14 protein-coding genes are annotated in these 18116 nt (G+C 49.2%); 9 read left to right on the plus strand and 5 right to left on the minus strand.

Going from position 1 to position 18116, the window contains the following annotated elements; genetic code table 11:
- Positions 1-127 precede the first annotated feature (127 nt).
- Positions 128-1504 (plus strand): TIGR03279 family radical SAM protein, encoded by a 1377-nt coding sequence (locus LKK83_RS08515; RefSeq protein WP_324630637.1) that lies wholly within the window; start codon positions 128-130, stop codon positions 1502-1504.
- Between the two features lie 208 nt (positions 1505-1712).
- Here the strand turns inward: LKK83_RS08515 and LKK83_RS08520 are convergent, their stop codons facing one another.
- Positions 1713-2141 (minus strand): globin family protein, encoded by a 429-nt coding sequence (locus tag LKK83_RS08520; protein ID WP_324630639.1) that lies wholly within the window; start codon positions 2139-2141, stop codon positions 1713-1715.
- A gap of 465 nt (positions 2142-2606) precedes the next feature.
- Between LKK83_RS08520 and LKK83_RS08525 the strand changes: the two genes are divergently transcribed.
- Positions 2607-2873 carry a hypothetical protein gene (locus LKK83_RS08525; protein ID WP_324630642.1) on the plus strand — a complete coding sequence of 89 codons (267 nt, stop codon included), beginning with the start codon at positions 2607-2609 and terminating at the stop codon, positions 2871-2873.
- A 9-nt stretch (positions 2874-2882) separates the two neighbouring features.
- Here LKK83_RS08525 and LKK83_RS08530 read toward each other — a convergent pair whose 3' ends face one another.
- Complete coding sequence (locus tag LKK83_RS08530; RefSeq protein WP_324630643.1) at positions 2883-3119, minus strand: hypothetical protein; 237 nt, start codon at positions 3117-3119, stop codon at positions 2883-2885.
- A gap of 255 nt (positions 3120-3374) precedes the next feature.
- On the opposite strand from LKK83_RS08530, the gene LKK83_RS08535 reads away from it, so the two are divergent.
- Positions 3375-5324, plus strand: coding sequence for an efflux RND transporter periplasmic adaptor subunit (locus LKK83_RS08535; RefSeq protein ID WP_324630644.1), 1950 nt, complete (start codon positions 3375-3377; stop codon positions 5322-5324).
- Positions 5325-5439: 115 nt separating this feature from the next.
- Complete coding sequence (locus LKK83_RS08540; protein WP_324630645.1) at positions 5440-8649, plus strand: efflux RND transporter permease subunit; 3210 nt, start codon at positions 5440-5442, stop codon at positions 8647-8649.
- 235 nt (positions 8650-8884) lie between these two features.
- On the opposite strand, the gene LKK83_RS08545 is transcribed toward LKK83_RS08540, so the two are convergent.
- Positions 8885-9331 carry a hypothetical protein gene (locus LKK83_RS08545; RefSeq protein ID WP_324630646.1) on the minus strand — a complete coding sequence of 149 codons (447 nt, stop codon included), beginning with the start codon at positions 9329-9331 and terminating at the stop codon, positions 8885-8887.
- 116 nt (positions 9332-9447) lie between these two features.
- Positions 9448-10611, minus strand: a complete 1164-nt coding sequence (rnc, locus tag LKK83_RS08550) for a ribonuclease III (RefSeq protein WP_324630648.1) — start codon at positions 10609-10611, stop codon at positions 9448-9450.
- 422 nt (positions 10612-11033) lie between these two features.
- On the opposite strand from rnc, the gene LKK83_RS08555 reads away from it, so the two are divergent.
- The gene (locus LKK83_RS08555; RefSeq protein ID WP_324630649.1) at positions 11034-11414 is read left to right on the plus strand and encodes a Uma2 family endonuclease; all 381 of its coding nucleotides are present in this window, start codon (positions 11034-11036) and stop codon (positions 11412-11414) included.
- A gap of 167 nt (positions 11415-11581) precedes the next feature.
- Complete coding sequence (locus tag LKK83_RS08560; RefSeq protein ID WP_324630650.1) at positions 11582-11722, plus strand: hypothetical protein; 141 nt, start codon at positions 11582-11584, stop codon at positions 11720-11722.
- Between the two features lie 36 nt (positions 11723-11758).
- Here LKK83_RS08560 and LKK83_RS08565 read toward each other — a convergent pair whose 3' ends face one another.
- A complete protein-coding gene (locus tag LKK83_RS08565) occupies positions 11759-13273 on the minus strand; it encodes a hydroxysqualene dehydroxylase (protein WP_324630651.1) in 1515 nt (504 codons plus the stop codon).
- A gap of 177 nt (positions 13274-13450) precedes the next feature.
- On the opposite strand from LKK83_RS08565, the gene LKK83_RS08570 reads away from it, so the two are divergent.
- From LKK83_RS08570 to LKK83_RS08580, 3 genes are all read left to right on the plus strand, one after another.
- Positions 13451-15718, plus strand: a complete 2268-nt coding sequence (locus tag LKK83_RS08570) for a heavy metal translocating P-type ATPase (RefSeq protein ID WP_324630652.1) — start codon at positions 13451-13453, stop codon at positions 15716-15718.
- 152 nt (positions 15719-15870) lie between these two features.
- Positions 15871-16140, plus strand: coding sequence for a hypothetical protein (locus tag LKK83_RS08575; protein ID WP_324630653.1), 270 nt, complete (start codon positions 15871-15873; stop codon positions 16138-16140).
- Positions 16141-16901: 761 nt separating this feature from the next.
- On the plus strand, positions 16902-18116 hold a 1215-nt coding region (locus LKK83_RS08580), incomplete at its 3' end, for a copper resistance system multicopper oxidase (RefSeq protein WP_324630654.1).

Consider the following 18116-nt stretch of genomic DNA (forward strand, 5'->3'; position numbering starts at 1 on the left):
ACTATACCCACTGGTAGGGTGGGCAACTCGTTGCCCACCCTACACCTGATTTTTCTTGATTGCAATTCTTCCGGAGGCGATATTAAAATTTAACTGTTGTTATGCAATTTATTGTGGTGCAAATATTATGAGTTCTGCTGCTATCCGTCCTGCTGTTATTTCTCGCGTTTTACCCGGTTCGATTGCTGCCGAAATTGGTTTTGAACCTGGGGATGCTATTGTTTCTATAGACCAGCAAAAACCGCGCGATTTGATTGATTATAAATTTTTATGCGCCGATGAATTCATCGAAGTGGAAGTGCTCGATGCCCGAGGGAAAACCCACGTTATCGAAATCGAAAAAGACTACGATGAAGAGTTGGGGTTGGAATTTGAAAGCGCCTTATTCGATAATTTAATTCAGTGTAACAATCGCTGCCCGTTTTGCTTTATCGACCAAAAGCCGCCGGGAATGCGAAATACGCTTTATCTCAAGGATGATGATTATCGCTTGAGCTTTCTGTATGGGTCTTATTTGACTTTAACCAATCTGACGGAAAAAGAATGGAAGCGCATCGAACAAATGCGCTTGTCTCCGCTTTACGTTTCCGTTCATGCAACTGAAGCCGAGGTGCGGATTCGTCTGCTAAAAAATCCCCGGGCGGGACAAATTCTCGACCAGCTTCAGTGGTTCCAAGAAAGACGCTTGCAAATTCACGCCCAGGTGGTGGTTTGTCCCGGAATTAATGATGGAAAACATCTGGAACGAACTTTGTTAGATTTGGCCAAATTTGGCGGCGGCGAAGTTCCGGGAGTGACATCGGTGGCGGTGGTACCGGTGGGGTTGACGAAATTTCGTCCAGAAGCGGATGAATTGGTGCCTGTAACGCGGGAAAAAGCACGAGAAGTGATTTCGCAAGTGCAACAATTGCAACCCCAATTCCGCCGAGAATTGGGTTCGACGTTTGTCTGGTTGGCGGATGAATGGTTTTTAATGGCGGGTGAAGATTTGCCCGAGGCGTCGGAGTATGAAGATTATCCGCAACTGGGGAATGGTGTGGGTTCGATTCGACAGTTTTTAGAAGAATTTGAGGCGGCGGCGATGGATTTACCGTCGGTGGTTTCGCCCCCGCGTCGGTTGACTTGGGTGGTGGGAAATGCGGTGGAAAATGCCTTTCAACCGATTTTAGACCGGTTGAATGCGGTGGAAGGATTAACGGTGGAAATGATTCCGCTGTGTAGTGAATTTTGGGGTCAGACGATGAGCGTGACGGGAGTGCTGACGGGGGAAGATGTGCGGGGGGGATTGCGCGATCGCGATTTGGGCGATGGGGTTTTGTTGCCGGATGTCATGCTCAAATATGGCGAAACTCGGTTTCTCGATGATGTGACGGTGGATGACTTGGTTTGTGAATTCAAAACCCCGGTTTTGCCAGTCAGTGGAATTGATGGGTTGCTCGAGGGTTGTATCTCCCCGCTTCCTCAATTGGAAGTTCAGAATCTATCGGAAATTCCGGTGATGTAATCGAGAAGCAAGCGTGCTTATTAGGCTTCTGTGGGGAGGCGGAGCCTCGGGGGAGGCGTTCCCAGGCTGAGCCTGGGAACGAGTCAAACGAGTCAAAACGAGTCAAACGAGTCAAACGAGTCAAAGCGTGCTTATTAGGCTTGCCTTTCTGTGGGGAGGCGTTCCCAGGCTGAGCCTGGGAACGAGTCAAATGGCAGTAAAATATTGCCTACATTCGATAAATTTCTTCTGGATAGTCAGCGCCTTCTAGCATCAGTTTGGTGATGGCAGCATAGGCATCTATCCATGCTTGTTTGACTTCCGGAGTCCAGTCATCTTTTAAGATGGCTTCAAAGGCTTTTAATAAGGACTTGCCTACCATTGGATAATGTTGAGGTAATGCACCGTACTGCACGTGACGGGCACCAAGTCCTTTCAGGGGATTGGTGAGTTCGTTGGGTTTGCGGAGGTTGTTGACTACCAACACCAATGATTTAAACAGTTTGTTCTTTTGCTCTTCCATATTGGTGTTGGCAAATAAGGGCTGGGCTTCGGGATAGTCGCCAAAAAGGTACCCGTAAAATCGCGTGGCGAATTCATCGGCACGGGGCTTGATTTTCTCGAAGCTTTCCTCTAGTAATTCGACTTGTAAAGTCACGGTAGTTCTCCTGTACAATTGGGGGGCAAAGGGCGGACAATTTTGAAAGTTGATTGGGGAAATTGAGACCCCGATCGCGCAAAATGTCTGGGGAGATTCGCGCTAAATTGCTACCACAATTGCCCCGAAAGGTAATAAAACCAAGAATGCGATCGCCCAAGTCTTGGGAAAAGCGGCTAGGGTGGATAGAGGGAAGCAATCGGCGATCGCAATCCTTTGTTTTACCTTCAGCTATTTCTCATTTTAAACAACTTCAACCCGGGTTAACCTTCATCGCGCATTTCTTTTGTTTTTCTTTAGATTTGCCCCGATTCGCTGTGGATTGAAGGGGCGATCGGGCTTGGGAAATGGCGATTCGCGACCTTGAGGAGACAACCGGAAACCGTTTCCCCACAATGCAATGTTGAATTTGCTATGCAAGTGGCGTAGAGGGGGCTTATACAAAAAGTAATTCTCGGGTGGCGAATGCCCAGCCAAGGTTTTATGGGGCGAAAACTTCAGAAGCATCCCGGGGGAATTCATCATTGGGGCTTGCCCGATCGCGGCGATCGCTTCCCCCCGTTTTCGCTTGAAAGTTTCCCTCAAAACGAATCGTTTATGGGCGCGCAATTCTTCACCCTTACTGACTCACCCCTTCCTTTGTTCATCGCTTTTGCAAAAGTTTATCAACCGGAAAAATCGGCGGTTCCGGCAAAATTCCAGATTGAGATGTCAAGCTGTAACGAAAATTAACATTTCAAGCTATACTGAACCATAGCGAGAACGCGAGTCGATGGCTTGTGGGCACTGGCCCGAGGGAGACTGTGCTTCAGCAATGACTGCACCGAAAATCGGTATTTCTAAGTCATAAATGCGGGCATTGTCTGCTTGAGGTGACGCGAAAGATAGGCTTTTGCCAATGAGGAAAGCGCTATAATTCCTCATAATTAATGCTGAATTTTTACCGATAAATAAATTCACCCAATCGGGTGATGTCATTGAAGGGAGTGTAATGCTAAAGGGGGGAATTTGTTGGGAAAAAACGAACTCGGGGGCGAGTCAGCGTTGCGCGAGACAGGAAGAAGCTGAATGAAAGCAAATGATTATAACACAAAACTATAAAAAAAACCAGCTAACCAGCAGCCATTGAGCTGTAGACATGGCGCAAGGTGAATCTCAACCAAAGCTTGGTTGGCGAACGATTCAAACTTAATTTGACAAACGATTAACCACAATATTGCGAGTATTTGGAAAATGATGGACTCCTCTAAATCTTCTCAGAGCAGAATCGACACCGAAGATAAAGTCCCTGGCATAGAAGAAGACCAAAAACGCGATCGCGACAGATCGCCGCGCGATCGCGACAGAAAGCGAGGCTTAAAATCACCCAGAAGCAAGAAAGGGCGACGCTTTGGCTGGGCGCTGCTGGTGCTGCTATTACTCGCCGGGGGTGGGGGAGGCGCGTGGTATTGGTGGACCGTGCAAAACCAAGCCCCCGCCCAACCCCAGGCGCAGCAAAATAAACCGCGCGGAGTGCCGGTGAAACTCGCTCCCGTGGAACTGACCACCATCGAAGAAACCTCCCAATTTGTCGGCACCTTAGAAGCGCAACAGTCGGTGGTAGTGCGTCCGGAAATGGAAGGACGAGTCAGCGAGATTTACGTGCGGGCCGGGGATAGAGTCGCGATGGGAGAGGCGATCGCCCGCATCGATCCGAAACAAGTGCAAGCCAGAGTGCGCCAAGCCCAAGCCGCCAGAGAGCGCATCCAAGCGCGGTTGAGCGAATTGCAAGCCGGACCGCGCCCAGAAGAAATTGCCCGGGCGCGAGCGCGGTTAAATGCCGCCGAAGCCCAACTGGCCGAACTGCGGGCCGGCAACCGCCCGGAAGACATCGCCCAGGCGCAAGCGCGGTTAAATGCGGCCCGATCGCAACTGGCCGAACTGCGGGCCGGCAACCGCCCGGAAGACATTGCCCAGGCCCAAGCGCGGTTAAATGCCGCCGAATCGCGACTGGAAGGATTGCGATCGGGCAGCACCCAAGAGGAAATCGGCCAAGCGCGGGCGCAAATCGAAGATGCGCGGGCGCGGGTGGAATTAACCGAGGAACGGGTGGAGCGAAATCGGGTATTAGTCGAACAAGGGGCGATTTCGCGCGATCGCTTCGATGAAGTGGTCACGGATAATCGCAGGGCGAAAGCCGACCTGGAACGCGCCAAGGAACGCTTAGCGCAACTGCAAGAGAACCGACGGGAGCAAATCGAACAAACGGAAGCGCAAGTGGCAGAAGCAAGAGAAGCCTTGCAGTTGCAGCAAAGTGGGGCGCGTCCCGAAGAGATTGCCCGGGCCGAAGCGCAGGTAGCAGAAGCAAGAGAAGCCTTGCTGTTGCAGCAAAGTGGGGCGCGTCCCGAAGAGATTGCCCGGGCCGAGGCGCAAGTGGAAGAACGCCGGCAAGAATTGCGCGAATTGCAAAATGGCACCCGCCCGGAGGAAATCGCCCAGGCGGAAGCGCAACTGGCGGAGGCGATCGCCCAAGTGCGAGCCTTGGAAGTGGAATTGCAAGATACAAACGTGTTAGCTCCCTTTGACGGCATTATCGGCGATATACCGGTGAAATTGGGCGACTATGTGAAGGCGGGGGATAAAATCACCACCTTGACGCAGAACGACGAGCTGGAATTGCGGATGGAAATTCCCCTGGAGCGAGGGTCTGAGTTAAAACTGGGGTTGCCGGTGGAGATTTCTGACGCCGAAGGAGAAGCACTCACTCAGGGGCGGATTACCTTCGTCTCGCCCACGGTGAACCAAGACTCGCAAACGATTTTGGCGAAAGCCACGTTTCGGAATAATGGAGAATTGCGCGATCGCCAATTCGTGCGCGCCAAGGTGATTTGGAGCCAGCGCCCAAATGCGATCGTAGTGCCCACCACGGCGGTGATTTTCCAAGGGCAACAGCGATTTATTTTCGTGGCCCAAGGATCCGACCCGATGGTGGCGAAACGCAAATCCCTCGAACTGGGATTGATTAAAGGCGATCGCGCCGAAGTGGTCCAAGGTCTAGTTCCCGGCGATCGAATTGTGGTTTCTGGCATCCAAAAACTCGGCGATGGCGCACCCATTATGGCGATCGGGAATGAACCATCAAACCAAGAGAAACAAGAAGCATCCCCGGCAGAAGAAACGAACCAGGACGCAGGAGAAGAATAAACTGTGGATGAGAAAAAAGGCAATTTTTTTATAGTTAAACTAACATCTATCCGAGGTTTTTATGGATTTTCAAATATCAATTATCAACCGTTAAAGTTTCATCCTTAATTTTGCCATGTTTACTAACTTTTTTATTCGACGACCCGTCTTTGCATCTGTCTGTTCCATCCTGATTATTTTAGTGGGAATGGTGGGTTATACGCGGTTGCCCGTGCAGGAATTTCCCAGCATTGACCCGCCGGTGGTGAGCGTGACCACGGTGTATCCGGGGGCGAGTCCGGAGATTGTGGAAACCGAAGTTACCGAGATTTTAGAAGATGAAATCAGCGGAATTGAAGGGATTAAAACCCTTTCGTCGGAAAGTCGAGAAGGGGTCAGTTCGATTAGCGTTCAGTTTAACTTAAATCGGGATTTGGATTTAGCGGCGCAAGACGTGCGATCGCGGGTAGATCGCGCGGGGCGACAATTACCGGATAATGTAGACGCGCCGCAAGTGAGCAAGCGGGAAGGCGACGTTTCGCCGATTGTGTGGTTTGCCCTATTTGGAGAAAACTACACCTCCTTAGAACTCACCGACTACGCCGATCGCTATGTCATCGATTCCCTCGAAACCGTTTCCGGGGTCAGCAGTGTGTTTATCGGCGGGGAACGGCGCTATGCCATGCGTCTGTGGATCGATCCGGTGAGACTCGCCGCCCGCCGACTGACCATTCTCGACTTAGAACGGGCGCTGCAACAGGAAAACGTGGAAATTCCCAGCGGTCGAATTGAAGGCGATACCTCAGAATATTCCGTGCGGGTTTTGGGGAGACTACAGACGCCGACAGAGTATGAAGAATTGGTGATTCAGCGCAATCCCGACGGGACGCAAGTGCGTTTAAAAGATGTGGGGCGCGCCGAAATTGGGCCGGAAGACGATCGCTCCTTCGTGCGGTTTATCGGCAAACCGGCGATCGCCTTAGGAGTGGTGAAACTCTCCACCGCCAACACCATTGACGTGGCCCGAGGCGCAAAAGCCAAAATGGAAGAACTGGCGGACAATTTCCCGGAAGGAATGCGATATCAAGTCGCCTTTGACCGGTCCGAATTCGTGGAATTGGCGATCGATGAAGTGTGGCAGTCCTTATTTTTGGCCGTCTTGCTGGTGATTTTGGTCATCTTCGTTTTCCTGCGAGATTGGCGATCGACCCTCATCCCCGCCGTCACCATTCCCGTCTCCTTAGTCGGTGCATTTGCGGTGATGTTTTTCCTGGATTATTCTATCAATACCCTCACTTTATTTGCCCTGACTTTGGCCACCGGTTTGGTGGTGGATGACACCATCGTGGTGTTAGAAAATATCGTCCGCTATATCGAAGAAAAAAATATGAAACCGTACCACGCCGCCATGCGAGGCGTGGGTGAAGTGGTGTTTGCGGTTATTGCCACCACCGTGGTGTTAATTGCCGTGTTTCTACCCGTGGGATTTTCCACCGGCAATACCGGACGATTATTTACAGAATTTGCGATTACGCTTGCCGGTTCGGTGGTGATTTCTACTTTTGTGGCGCTGACTTTAGCGCCGCCATTGTCCGCCCGGGTGTTGCGCCATGACGGGCAGATGAAAAAAGGCATTTTTGCCGCGATCGAGTGGCTGTTCGATCGCACCGAACGTCTTTATCGCTGGTCTTTGTTGCGGTTGATGCCATTAAAAGCCGTTATCGTTCTGGTCTTTATCCTCTCTCTAGGATTGACCGGCGTTTTATTCACGCAAATCCCCAAAGGTTTTCTTCCCACTGATGACCGAGGCGGCATTTTTACCATTGTCCGCGCCCCGGAAGGTGTCACCCTGAACTACACCGATCGCGTGATGCGACAAGTAGAAGAAATCTACAGTCAAGTGCCGGAGGTAAAAAGTTATTTTACCATCGGGGCGTTTGGTCGCGGTGCCCCGGGACAGGTGAACCAAGGATTTGCCTTTGTCCGCCTTCAACCTTGGTCGGAACGAACCGAACCGGGACAATCTCAACAAGAGATTATTGGCAGTTTGTTCCCCAGATTTGCTCCCCTCACCGATGCCTTTGTTTTGCCGATTAATCCGCCGTCTTTACCCGGTTCGGGATTCAGCCAACCGCTGGAATTCGTCTTGCAAGGGACGGATTTAGAAAAGCTGGCTACTGTGTCGGAAGACTTGGCCAACCAAGCGCGACAATTGCCGCAATTAGCTAACGTGGATACGGATTTAAAACTGAACAAACCGGAGTTGACGATTAGGGTCGATCGCAAACAAGCCGCGAATTTAGGAATTTCGATTCGCGATATTTCGCGCACCTTGCAAATTCTGTTAGGCGGACAGGAAATTACCAATTTTAACCGAGGCAATCGCCGCTATGAAGTGGTGGTGCAAGCAGAGGACGAGTTCCGCGCTTCTCCTCAAGATATCGAGCAATTATACGTCCGCACGAATCAAGGGGAGGTGGTACCGTTGAGCAGTGTGGTGCAAATTGTGCCTTCTACAACTCCGCCGCAAATTAATCACTACAATCGCTTTCGTTCGGCCAAAATTTCCGGCTCTCCCGCGCCGGGAGTCCCCTTGGGAGAAGCTTTGGATGCGTTGCAGCAGTTAGCGGATGAAGTGGTGCCGCCAGATATGCGAACTGCCCTTGCCGGTCAGTCTTTGGAATATCAAGAGGCGGGTCAAGCTACGTTGTTTATTTTTGGTCTTGCCCTGGCGTTTATTTTCTTAGTGTTGGCGGCGCAGTTTGAAAGTTATCTCGATCCGCTGATTATTTTGTTGGCGGTTCCGCTGTCGTTGTTGGGGGCGTTTGCTGCACTGTTGTTGGCGGGGTTGGATTTGAATGTTTACAGTCAAATTGGGTTGATTATGTTGATTGGGTTGGCGACGAAAAACTCGATTTTGATTGTGGAATTTGCTAACCAACGTCGCGAAGAGGGAATGTCGATTACTAAGGCGGCACTGGAGGCGGGAACGGTTCGTTTTCGTCCGATTTTGATGACCGCATTTTCAACGATTTTTGGCTTGTTGCCTTTGGCATTTGCTACCGGTGCCGGTGCCGCATCTCGGGTGTCGATTGGAATGGCGGTGGTTGGTGGTATGTTTGTGTCTACGTTTTTGAGTTTGTATGTGGTGCCGGTGTTTTATGCGATCGCTATGAAGGCGCAATATCGTCTGATGCACAAAGGTCACGCGGAAATCGAAACGGACAATTCTGCACAAGTCGCACCGGAATCTTCGATGGCAAATGGCAATGGAATGTGGAAGGAATGGGAAGAATCCACAGCAAAACGCGATCGACCCTCGGAACAACCCTCCTCTCGAAGATAGTTGCATTCCCTCTATTTCCGAACCCCGTAAACGCAAAGTCCCCCAATTTGGGGGGCTTTTTTTAATTCTTTTGTTGCCGATTCTGGTGAATATGATATAATGAAAAATGCGCCTTGTAAAGGTTTTATTTTTACGAGCAAGCCCAGGTGGGGAAATTGAGACAATCGAGAACGAATCGATGTTTGCAATGTCACTTCTCAAGTCTCAATTTCCCCGGAAGAGTGAAAAAGTGCGATTAAGCTTTTTTCACTTGCCGATCGCGCCTGGAGCGATCGAGTCCTTTTTTAATCCAGTTAATGCACTCGCGTTTGGATTTGAAGATTTTAGGAGCCGCTAGATTTTTTAAGCTATCGGGCTTAAAATGGTCGTAGAAGTATTTACCTCCCATTTCGTACACAATAATCAAGTTATCGCGATAAGTGTAGCGCTGCTGAAACACTTCCATGCTGTCGAGTACATCGGAATATTCTTCTAGATGTTCTCGGGCGATTTCGATAATCCCATCAACGCTACTGGAATACATTCCTGCCGGATTTTCTGCTTTATGAAAGATGCCTTTATGTCCGAGTTCCGACAGCAGTTTGTAGGAATAGATTGACTCGCGATCGACTGTGCCAAAGAGATAAGGAATAATTAAATGGCCGAGGTAAGCAACGGATTTTTCGTACAGTAAGCGACTCATTTTCCTCTCTGGGTGGTGGTGGGCGTGGAACTGACTCAGGATAGTATTCGATTGGTTTACAGGGATTGTACCATCCTGAGTTTTCACCGGTGTGGTGGCGATCGCAACTCCGCCGCCTATGACCCAGACACCTTTTCCAGGGCGGCTTCAGCAGCGCGCTTTTCTGCCTCTTTTTTGCTGCTTCCCGTGCCTCTCCCGTACTCTTTGTCCGCCACGGTGACTTTTACGGTAAACTGGGGCGCATGATCTGGCCCGGTTTTGGCGATCGGTTCGTATTCGGGCTGCATCGGACCAAGATTCGCCTGCACCCACTCCTGAAATAGATTTTTGCAATCCACCAGCATGTCGGATTTCGTAGGCGAAATGGTATCGAGCAAACTGTCGGCTGCCGCACTAAATAAAGGCTGAATAAAATTGCGAACTGCTTCCATTCCCGCATCAAGAAAATATGCGCCGATTATCGCTTCAAACGTATTGCTGAGCAAGGATTCATTTTGGCGACCTTTATCTTTCACCGTTCCTTTACCCAACCGCATTTTTTTTCCCAGGTCTAGATACCGGGCAAAATCCGCTAACTGCGGTTCGTCCACTAATGCAGACCGCAATCGCGTTAGTTGCGATTCGCTCAAATCCGGATAACGATGATAGAGAAATTGACTGCTCAGAAAATTCAGCACCGAATCCCCTAAAAATTCCAACCGTTCGTTGTCTTCATCGGCGGTGGAATGTTCGTTGGTATAAGAGCGATGGGTGAGGGCAAGGGTCAGTAAAGCAGGATTGCGAAAGGGCGGAATTTGGGGAATTTCATCGACACTTTCGATAAAGTGGGATTCGTCCGCGTTCTTAATCAGTTCTTGGCTGACGCCACTGGGTTGAGCGAAGACGATAACTTGCTTTTTGCGGCTTTTTAACAGGTAAACTAACCCGGTAAAGTCTCCGTCTCCAGACACGATTATAAAGCGATCGGGCGAGTCATTGGCATAAACTTCGTCAGCACAATCTACTAATAATTTGTGGTCTACGCTATTTTTCGCCGAGTCCGAAACGTTTACTCGTTCAAATCCTACCTTTTCTAAATATTGGGCATGATTTTTGCTTTCGTATTTCCAGTTGGAGTAGGCTTTTTTGCTCGTCACTACACCGCGATCGCTGGCAAATTTAAGCAAAAAATCCGCTCGTTCTGGCGTGATTTTCACATTCTGACAGTCCCAATACAGCGCTACTTTCTCCTGGGCTGATTTTTTTGTCTTGGCTGAAGATTCCTGTTTTTTTCTAGGCATAATTTTTACTCGATTTGAGAAAATGGATTGTCTCACCCATCCTCTAGCACCGTAATGATTTGGCATATTTCCCCAATCGGCAGAAACCGAGGCACCAAACCAGTTGACTACCCAAACATTCAGGCTGAATTTGCATTGTAATCGCACATTTAATGAAAGCTAGGACATCGGTTGCAAATTCCTGCAATCCGGAGTAAATGTGCAACTACAGCGCACATCCAACGCCTATCGGGCGCGTTGGGATGGGGTTGTATTTGGATGCTCTATCCATAGCACAGTTTTGCAAAATTGTCAAGTTTTTGATTCAAAATCACACCTCGACCCCGATTTCCCCCGGGTTCAATTCATTCCGTACAGATGAGCGATCGCCAAACAAAAACCCCGTTAAAATTAGAGTACCATTTGCAGATAAACCAATAGCCATGAGCCTTGCAACTCCTCTTCACAATCAAATCTCGATGGGTACCGAACCCCCCAAATGGAAACCCGCCACTTGGGACGATTCCCTCGCTTATCGAGACGATCCGACTCTGGAGAGAGTCCGTGTATTTTTTAATCGCGGGTATCTTTTTGTTGACATGGGGAATCAAGGAATCAACCACGCTAACGTAACTCGTTTGTTCGCCATGTTATTTTTTATCTGGTTCAGTCGCTTTCGAGACCTCAATGTTAGCGATTTGGGAGGTTGCGTATTGGAAAAACCGGAAAAGCAAGGAGCATCGCCGAATTTGGTGCTATATATCGGAGAAAATATTCCGCAGTGGAAAGAAGGCGAACCGCGTCGGATTGACTTGAGTCGGTGACGAGTTCCGGATTTTGTGGCTGAAATTGCCGATACCACATTGGCAACGGATATGGATGAAAAAAACATCTTTATGCCGAGTTATAAATTCCCGAATATTGGGTTATCGATATTCGAGCAAAGCGAGTTTTTTGCTTTCGGTTTTACGAGGATAAAAACTACAAGCAAGTGTTTTTATCCGAGGCTTTACAAGGATTGTCCGTGTCGCTTTTAGAGCAAACATTGGAACGCTTGAATGAGGAAACGAATATTAAAGTAGCGAATTGGTTTTCCCAGGCGATCGCCCAGAGTGGCAAGTCCGAGGAGTAGGGTGCAGGTGGGCAATGCCCACCGTACAATGCTCATTTATGGCAACCAAAAATCGGGGAAGACATTCTCTCCAAACTGACGCAAGGTTTGGTTGAGCGATCGCGCCAATTGGATGTGGGGTTCGTCGGGTTCCACGGGAATAATATTTGCCCGCTTGCCCATTCCGAAGCGATCGATAACCAGATTTGCCGCTTCTAACCCAGTAACATAGGCTTTTTCCTGAGACCAAGAACCGTGACGGGTGATAATCCAATCCCCACTCATAAACAGATTATCAACGCTAGTATTGCCCCGCAACATATACTGATAGCTACCCGGGAAAAAATGCGTCACCGCTTGCTTCAGACGAATTACGCTGCTGTCGATAATTTTAGCATCGCGAAAACCGGGTACGCAGGTGGCTAAATCCCCCTGCACTTTTTGCAAGATTTCCGCATCGCTTAAGGGGAAAAGCTGATTGGCATGATAAAAATCTGCTTCCACCACAGTTTCGGGTAAATCGCGATAATCATCATGCAACGCATTCAAATCGAAAAAAGTCCAGCCCGTGGTGCGATCGAAGCCAAAGCAGGCATTAGACGCCCGGGGAATATTCACTTGGCGATCGAACCACAAGCGAGTCGCCACCACATCGATCGCGTTTAAATTCATAACATTTTGAAATTCCCGGCGACCCTGCAAACTCTCACTGCCCGAGACAATTTTCTTCATCCCCGTAATTCCCACGGAGAAGATAACCGCATCTGCCTCAAACACTTCATCCCCACAAACCACAGCAGTAGCTTTCCCGGTTTTTTCGTCTATTTTTACATCCGTCACCCGCCGCTGAGTGAAGATTTTACCCCCTGCTTTTTCGATAGTTTGACACCAGGGATTAAAAATATTTTCCCCCACAGTGCCGCGACACCAGACCACATCAAAATTCGGCTGATGAGCCAAAATAAAATAATAAAGCATTCCCAAAGCTGCCGCCGCCGAGCATTGTTCCCCCGGGGCAAATAACCCCACCAATAACATCGGTTCAAAAGACTGACGATAAAGGCGGGCCGAAACCCCGAATTGTTTGAACAATTCCCGGGCCGTCACTTTATCGTAACGCTGCCATGCGGCATCGGAATTATCAAAATCTACCACAGCATAAAGCAACGGTAATGCCGAGAGTCGGTCAATCAACGGCAAGCGGAAAAACAACGGATAAATAAACGTACCCAACGGCATCGGGAGGCGCGGTTCATCCTGAAAAATTGGCGATTCCACTTCTAATCCAGCGGGGGAATATTGAGCCGATCGCGTCCAAGGCGTAAAGGGATTTAACCCCAATTCATCCACCAAAGAAAAGATATTAAAATACGGATACCAAAACCCGTGAATTCCCGCTTCCACCGATCGCCCTCCCGGGGTTTTCCAACCGGCAACCAAACCGCCGGGAGAATCCCCAGCTTCTAACAAGGTGACATCGTATCCTTGTTTCGCCAAGTGATAGGTTGCGCCTAACCCCGCCCAACCGGCACCAACGACGACAACTTTTGGTTTGTGTGATTCCGTTGACATGGCGTACCTCTAGACTCTGATTTTAGGATGCCATGATTTGGGCGCAGAACTCCCTCGATTTCATTCCCTTCTGAATTTTATTAAGTTTTATTAAATTGACTGGAGTCTCCATCTGACTGGAGAGTTTATCCTAAACCCATAAGCCATCTGGCAGATGTATTTGAAAAGGAAATCATAATGGAAAGCGTCAATCTCAGACTGAAAGGGATGGGCTGTGCCTCCTGTGCCACCCGCATCGAACAAGCTATCTACGAGGTAAATGGCGTCAGGGAATGTAACGTCAACTTTGGCGCGGAACAAGCTGCCGTTAAATATAACCCGCGCCAAACCACTCTCGAAGACATTCAGCAAGCAGTATCGGCGGCGGGATATACCGCTCAACCCTTAGAAGCATTGGGAATGGGTGAAGATGATGCAGAAAAAAAAGCCCGAGAAGCGGAAGAAACGAAACTGAGAAACAAAGTCATCGTGGGCGGCATTATTAGCGCAATTTTAGTAATTGGTTCCCTACCCATGATGACGGGATTAGATATCCCTTGGATTCCCATGTGGGCGCATAATGCCTGGTTCCAATTCATCCTCACCACCCCGGTGTTATTTTGGTGCGGCAAGTCCTTTTTTGTCGGCGCGTGGAAAGCCTTTAAAGGTCATTCATCGAATATGAATACGTTGGTTGCCCTGGGAACGGGGTCGGCTTATTTTTATTCCCTATTCATCACTCTATTCCCGGTATTTTTGATATCCCAGGGTTTAAAACCCGAGGTTTACTACGAACCGGCAGCAGTAATTGTCACGTTAATTTTGTTGGGGCGGTTGTTGGAAACGCGCGCCAAAGGAGAAACCTCAGAAGCCATTAGAAAACTGATGGGCTTGCAAGCGAGAACCGCCCGGGTAATTCGTCAGGGAAAAGAAGCGGATATCCCGATTCAAGAGGTAGAAGTGGGGGATATTATTGTGGTGCGCCCGGGGGAGAAAATTCCCGTTGATGGCGAAGTGATTGAAGGCAGTTCGGCAATTGATGAATCGATGGTGACTGGAGAACCAGTGCCGGTGACAAAGCAATCGGGAGATGAAGTGATTGGGGCAACAATTAATAAAACTGGCAGTTTTAAATTCCGCGCCTCTCGAGTGGGGAAAGATACGATGCTAGCCCAAATTGTGAAATTAGTCCAAGAAGCGCAAGGCAGTAAAGCCCCAATTCAGCGGTTGGCGGATCTCGTTACCGGGGTTTTCGTGCCAGTGGTGATTGCGATCGCGATCGCCACCTTTGTGATTTGGTTCGACTTCACAGGTAACGTCACCCTCGCCATTATTACCACCGTAGGCGTGTTAATTATTGCCTGTCCTTGCGCCCTAGGTTTGGCTACCCCAACTTCAATTATGGTCGGTACCGGCAAAGGCGCGGAAAATGGCGTTTTAATTAAAGGTGCGGAGAGTTTGGAATTAGCCCATAAAATTAACTCTATCGTGTTAGATAAAACCGGAACCCTCACCCAAGGAAAACCCACAGTAACCGATTACCTCACCTTGGGCGGAACCGCCCACGATAACGAGATAAAATTGTTGCGATTAGCCGCTGGAGTGGAAAACAATTCCGAACATCCTTTGGCAGAAGCAATTGTGGAATATGCCAAGGCACAAGGAGTGGAAACGCCATTTCCCGAAATTACGGATTTTGAAGCGATTTCCGGGAAGGGCGTGCAAGCCAAAATTAGCGATCGCTGGGTACAAATTGGCACCGGGCGCTGGATGCAGGAATTGGGAATTGATATTCAATCTTTACAGTCTTATCGGGAAACGTGGGAAGCGGCGGCAAAAACCACCGCCTGGATTGCCGTAGATGGCGAAATTGAAGGATTATTTGGCATTGCCGATGCATTAAAACCTTCTTCTGCTAGCGCCGTGAAATCCCTACAAAAGATGGGATTAGAAGTGGTAATGCTCACCGGAGACAATCAGAAAACTGCCGAAGCGATCGCCCGGGAAGTAGGCATTACTCGGGTGTTTGCTGAAGTGCGCCCAGACCAAAAATCGGAGCGCGTTAAAGCATTGCAATCCGAAGGCAAAGTGGTGGCAATGGTGGGGGATGGAATTAACGATGCACCGGCATTGGCACAAGCTGACGTGGGAATTTCCATCGGTACCGGCACGGATGTGGCGATCGCCGCCAGCGATATTACTTTAATTTCTGGCGATTTGCAAAACATTGTCACCGCCATTCAACTCAGTCACGCCACGATTAAAAACATTCGCCAAAATCTATTTTTTGCGTTTGTTTACAACACCGCAGGCATCCCGATCGCCGCTGGTATTCTCTATCCCTTTACCGGATGGTTGCTCAATCCCGTTTTAGCCGGGGCAGCAATGGCTCTGAGTTCGGTTTCCGTGGTGACAAATGCCCTGCGCTTACGCAAGTTTCAAGCCAAATTACAGGGCTACAGCTAATTCGCACTTATGCAAAAAAAAACAATCGGGTTTTAACTCGTTGTAAAGCGTTAACTCGTTCCCTGACTAAAGCCTGAAAACGAGTCAATAGACATTGGCAAATTATCTGCCCGTTAAATCGCAGTTAGCAGCATGAAAAAAAGAGGTAAAAAATGAAAAAACAGGCTAAAAATAGCTGTATTTATAGTATAATTATGGCAGCATTTTTACTGAGCGCTGCTCCGGTTTCCGCCAAAGCCCAACTGCCAGCAGAGGCAACAACAACCGAAAGTCACTTTCGCGCGATCGAGCAACCCTTGGCCCTGAAAATTGGGGTCACGGCGGGCGGCGTGGCGTTAATTGGCTTAGAATTGTGGTGGTTTTTGTTCAGTAAAAATCCAGCACAAAAAGCCACCGCGCCAGGAAAACCTAAAGAGGAATAATCAAGTCGTGTTTGCGACAAAAGCGTAATCAAGCGAGGGATTTTCTCGCCCATAAAAACCCCAGAAAACACGTGGAGGGTAGCGCGCGATCGCAGAACCATCGAACGAGAGCGCGCCACCCCAAATCAAACCAACAGTAATAAGCTACTCGCAACTCCGTGGCTTTTGCCCCGATTCCCCCGGTGAAATATGTCGCTCCCAATACTCCCACTACAGCAACACCCGATAATAGCAGGGGACGGGACTGTTGATGAATCCAAGATGTCAGATGTTTGAGCATAATAAAACCTCAACGTCAATTTTTTGCTTGTACTTGGGACTGTCGTTCTAATTTTAACTTTCCAGTTAAGTGGAGCATCAAGGGGAAACCCTGGTTTCATCGTAGATGTCCCCCACGCCACTTGGGTAAAGAGCGATATTTATTATGTTGTCAAGCGCCGATGAAATGAGGATGAAATTTTATCTCCTCCGCCGCCGCCGAAAAAAATTTTCCAAATCCCGAGAGATTTCATCCCGATTTCATATTGTTGGGGAATAATGGCTAAACAGCAATCCACGGATAGAGGGAGGAATAAAACTGGCAAAATCGGTTCAAACCGTATTTTGGGTTTAGCAGTCACCGGATGGATGAGGGGGTTGCCAACAGGGAAGCAGTCTTCTAGAGGGGCTAAACAATGAACGATGGTCAATACTTTCGCCGAAAAATATCACTGAAAAACCGTTTTAAATGCCACTGAGTTAGAGTCGGAGAAAACACAACAATGAGTCAGCAAAGTAAGGGATTGACCCGACGGAATTTCTTGCGCTTTACCGCCGGAATGGGCATGGCGATCGGTGTAGATAGTCTATTGCGAAGCTATCCCCGAAGCCTCGCCGCTACCAGTCAAGCAGAAGACGGATCGGAGTATGCCGAGTTAATTGACCTGCACATTCGCGAAATGCCATTCGCGATCGCCGGAGAAACGGGCAGTGCGATCGCCGTTAACGACTCGATTCCTGGCCCTTTACTGCGCTTGCGTGAAGGACAAACTGCCACAATTCAAGTCACCAATCACCTCCAGGAAGATACCTCCATTCACTGGCATGGAATTATTCTTCCCTTTCAAATGGATGGCGTGCCCGGGCTTAGTTTTGCGGGCATCAAACCCGGAGAAACCTTCACCTATCGCTTTCCGGTGGAACAAAGTGGCACCTATTGGTATCACAGCCACAGTGGACTCCAAGAACAACGAGGTCACTTCGGAGCATTAATTATCGACCCGAAAGAACCCGACCCCTTTGAGTATCAAAAAGACCATGTAGTGCTGCTGTCCGACTGGACATTTGAAGATCCCCATCAAGTGCTCGCTAACTTGAAAAAAATGGGTCATTACTACAATTATCAACAGCGAACAGTGGGCACCCTCTTTGAGGACTTGCCCTGGAAGCGAATGCGAATGGATCCGACAGATATTGCTGATGTCACCGGTGCCACCTACAGCTATCTAATGAATGGAATGACATCGGAATCCAATTGGACTGGACTCTTCCAACCGGGGGAAAAAGTGCGACTGCGGTTCATTAATGCTTCCGCAATGACCTTCTTTGACGTTCGCATCCCTGGACTGAAAATGACAGTGGTTCAAGCCGACGGGCAGAACGTGCAACCCGTGCCCGTGGATGAATTCCGCATCGCTGTTGCCGAGACTTACGATGTCATTGTAGAACCGAAAGCAGATACCGCCTATACAATTTTTGCCGAGACAATGGATCGCAGTGGCTACGTGCGGGGAACCCTTGCACCGCAACCGGGGATGAGCGCGCCCATTCCCGAACGCAGAACTCGCCCGCTTCGGACTATGGCGGATATGGGTCACGCTCACTCTATGTCCCACAGCGAGGAAGGACATTCGCAACATAGTATGTCTCACAGCGAGGAGGCACATTCGCAACATAGTATGTCTCACGGCAATGAGGCACATTCGCAACATGGTATG

Source organism: Phormidium sp. CCY1219 (assembly GCF_035615515.1).
Classification (GTDB): domain Bacteria; phylum Cyanobacteriota; class Cyanobacteriia; order Cyanobacteriales; family Laspinemataceae; genus CCY1219.

Excerpts from the sequence above, each read along its gene's own strand:
- LKK83_RS08515 (WP_324630637.1), top strand. The coding sequence starts at position 128 with ATGAGTTCTGCTGCTATCCGTCCTGCTGTTATTTCTCGCGTTTTACCC.
- rnc (WP_324630648.1), bottom strand. The coding sequence starts at position 10,611 with ATGCCTAGAAAAAAACAGGAATCTTCAGCCAAGACAAAAAAATCAGCC.
- LKK83_RS08565 (WP_324630651.1), bottom strand. The coding sequence starts at position 13,273 with ATGTCAACGGAATCACACAAACCAAAAGTTGTCGTCGTTGGTGCCGGT.
- LKK83_RS08535 (WP_324630644.1), top strand. The coding sequence starts at position 3,375 with ATGATGGACTCCTCTAAATCTTCTCAGAGCAGAATCGACACCGAAGAT.
- LKK83_RS08545 (WP_324630646.1), bottom strand. The coding sequence starts at position 9,331 with ATGAGTCGCTTACTGTACGAAAAATCCGTTGCTTACCTCGGCCATTTA.
- LKK83_RS08570 (WP_324630652.1), top strand. The coding sequence starts at position 13,451 with ATGGAAAGCGTCAATCTCAGACTGAAAGGGATGGGCTGTGCCTCCTGT.
- LKK83_RS08530 (WP_324630643.1), bottom strand. The coding sequence starts at position 3,119 with ATGACATCACCCGATTGGGTGAATTTATTTATCGGTAAAAATTCAGCA.
- LKK83_RS08540 (WP_324630645.1), top strand. The coding sequence starts at position 5,440 with ATGTTTACTAACTTTTTTATTCGACGACCCGTCTTTGCATCTGTCTGT.
- LKK83_RS08575 (WP_324630653.1), top strand. The coding sequence starts at position 15,871 with ATGAAAAAACAGGCTAAAAATAGCTGTATTTATAGTATAATTATGGCA.
- LKK83_RS08525 (WP_324630642.1), top strand. The coding sequence starts at position 2,607 with ATGCCCAGCCAAGGTTTTATGGGGCGAAAACTTCAGAAGCATCCCGGG.
- LKK83_RS08555 (WP_324630649.1), top strand. The coding sequence starts at position 11,034 with ATGAGCCTTGCAACTCCTCTTCACAATCAAATCTCGATGGGTACCGAA.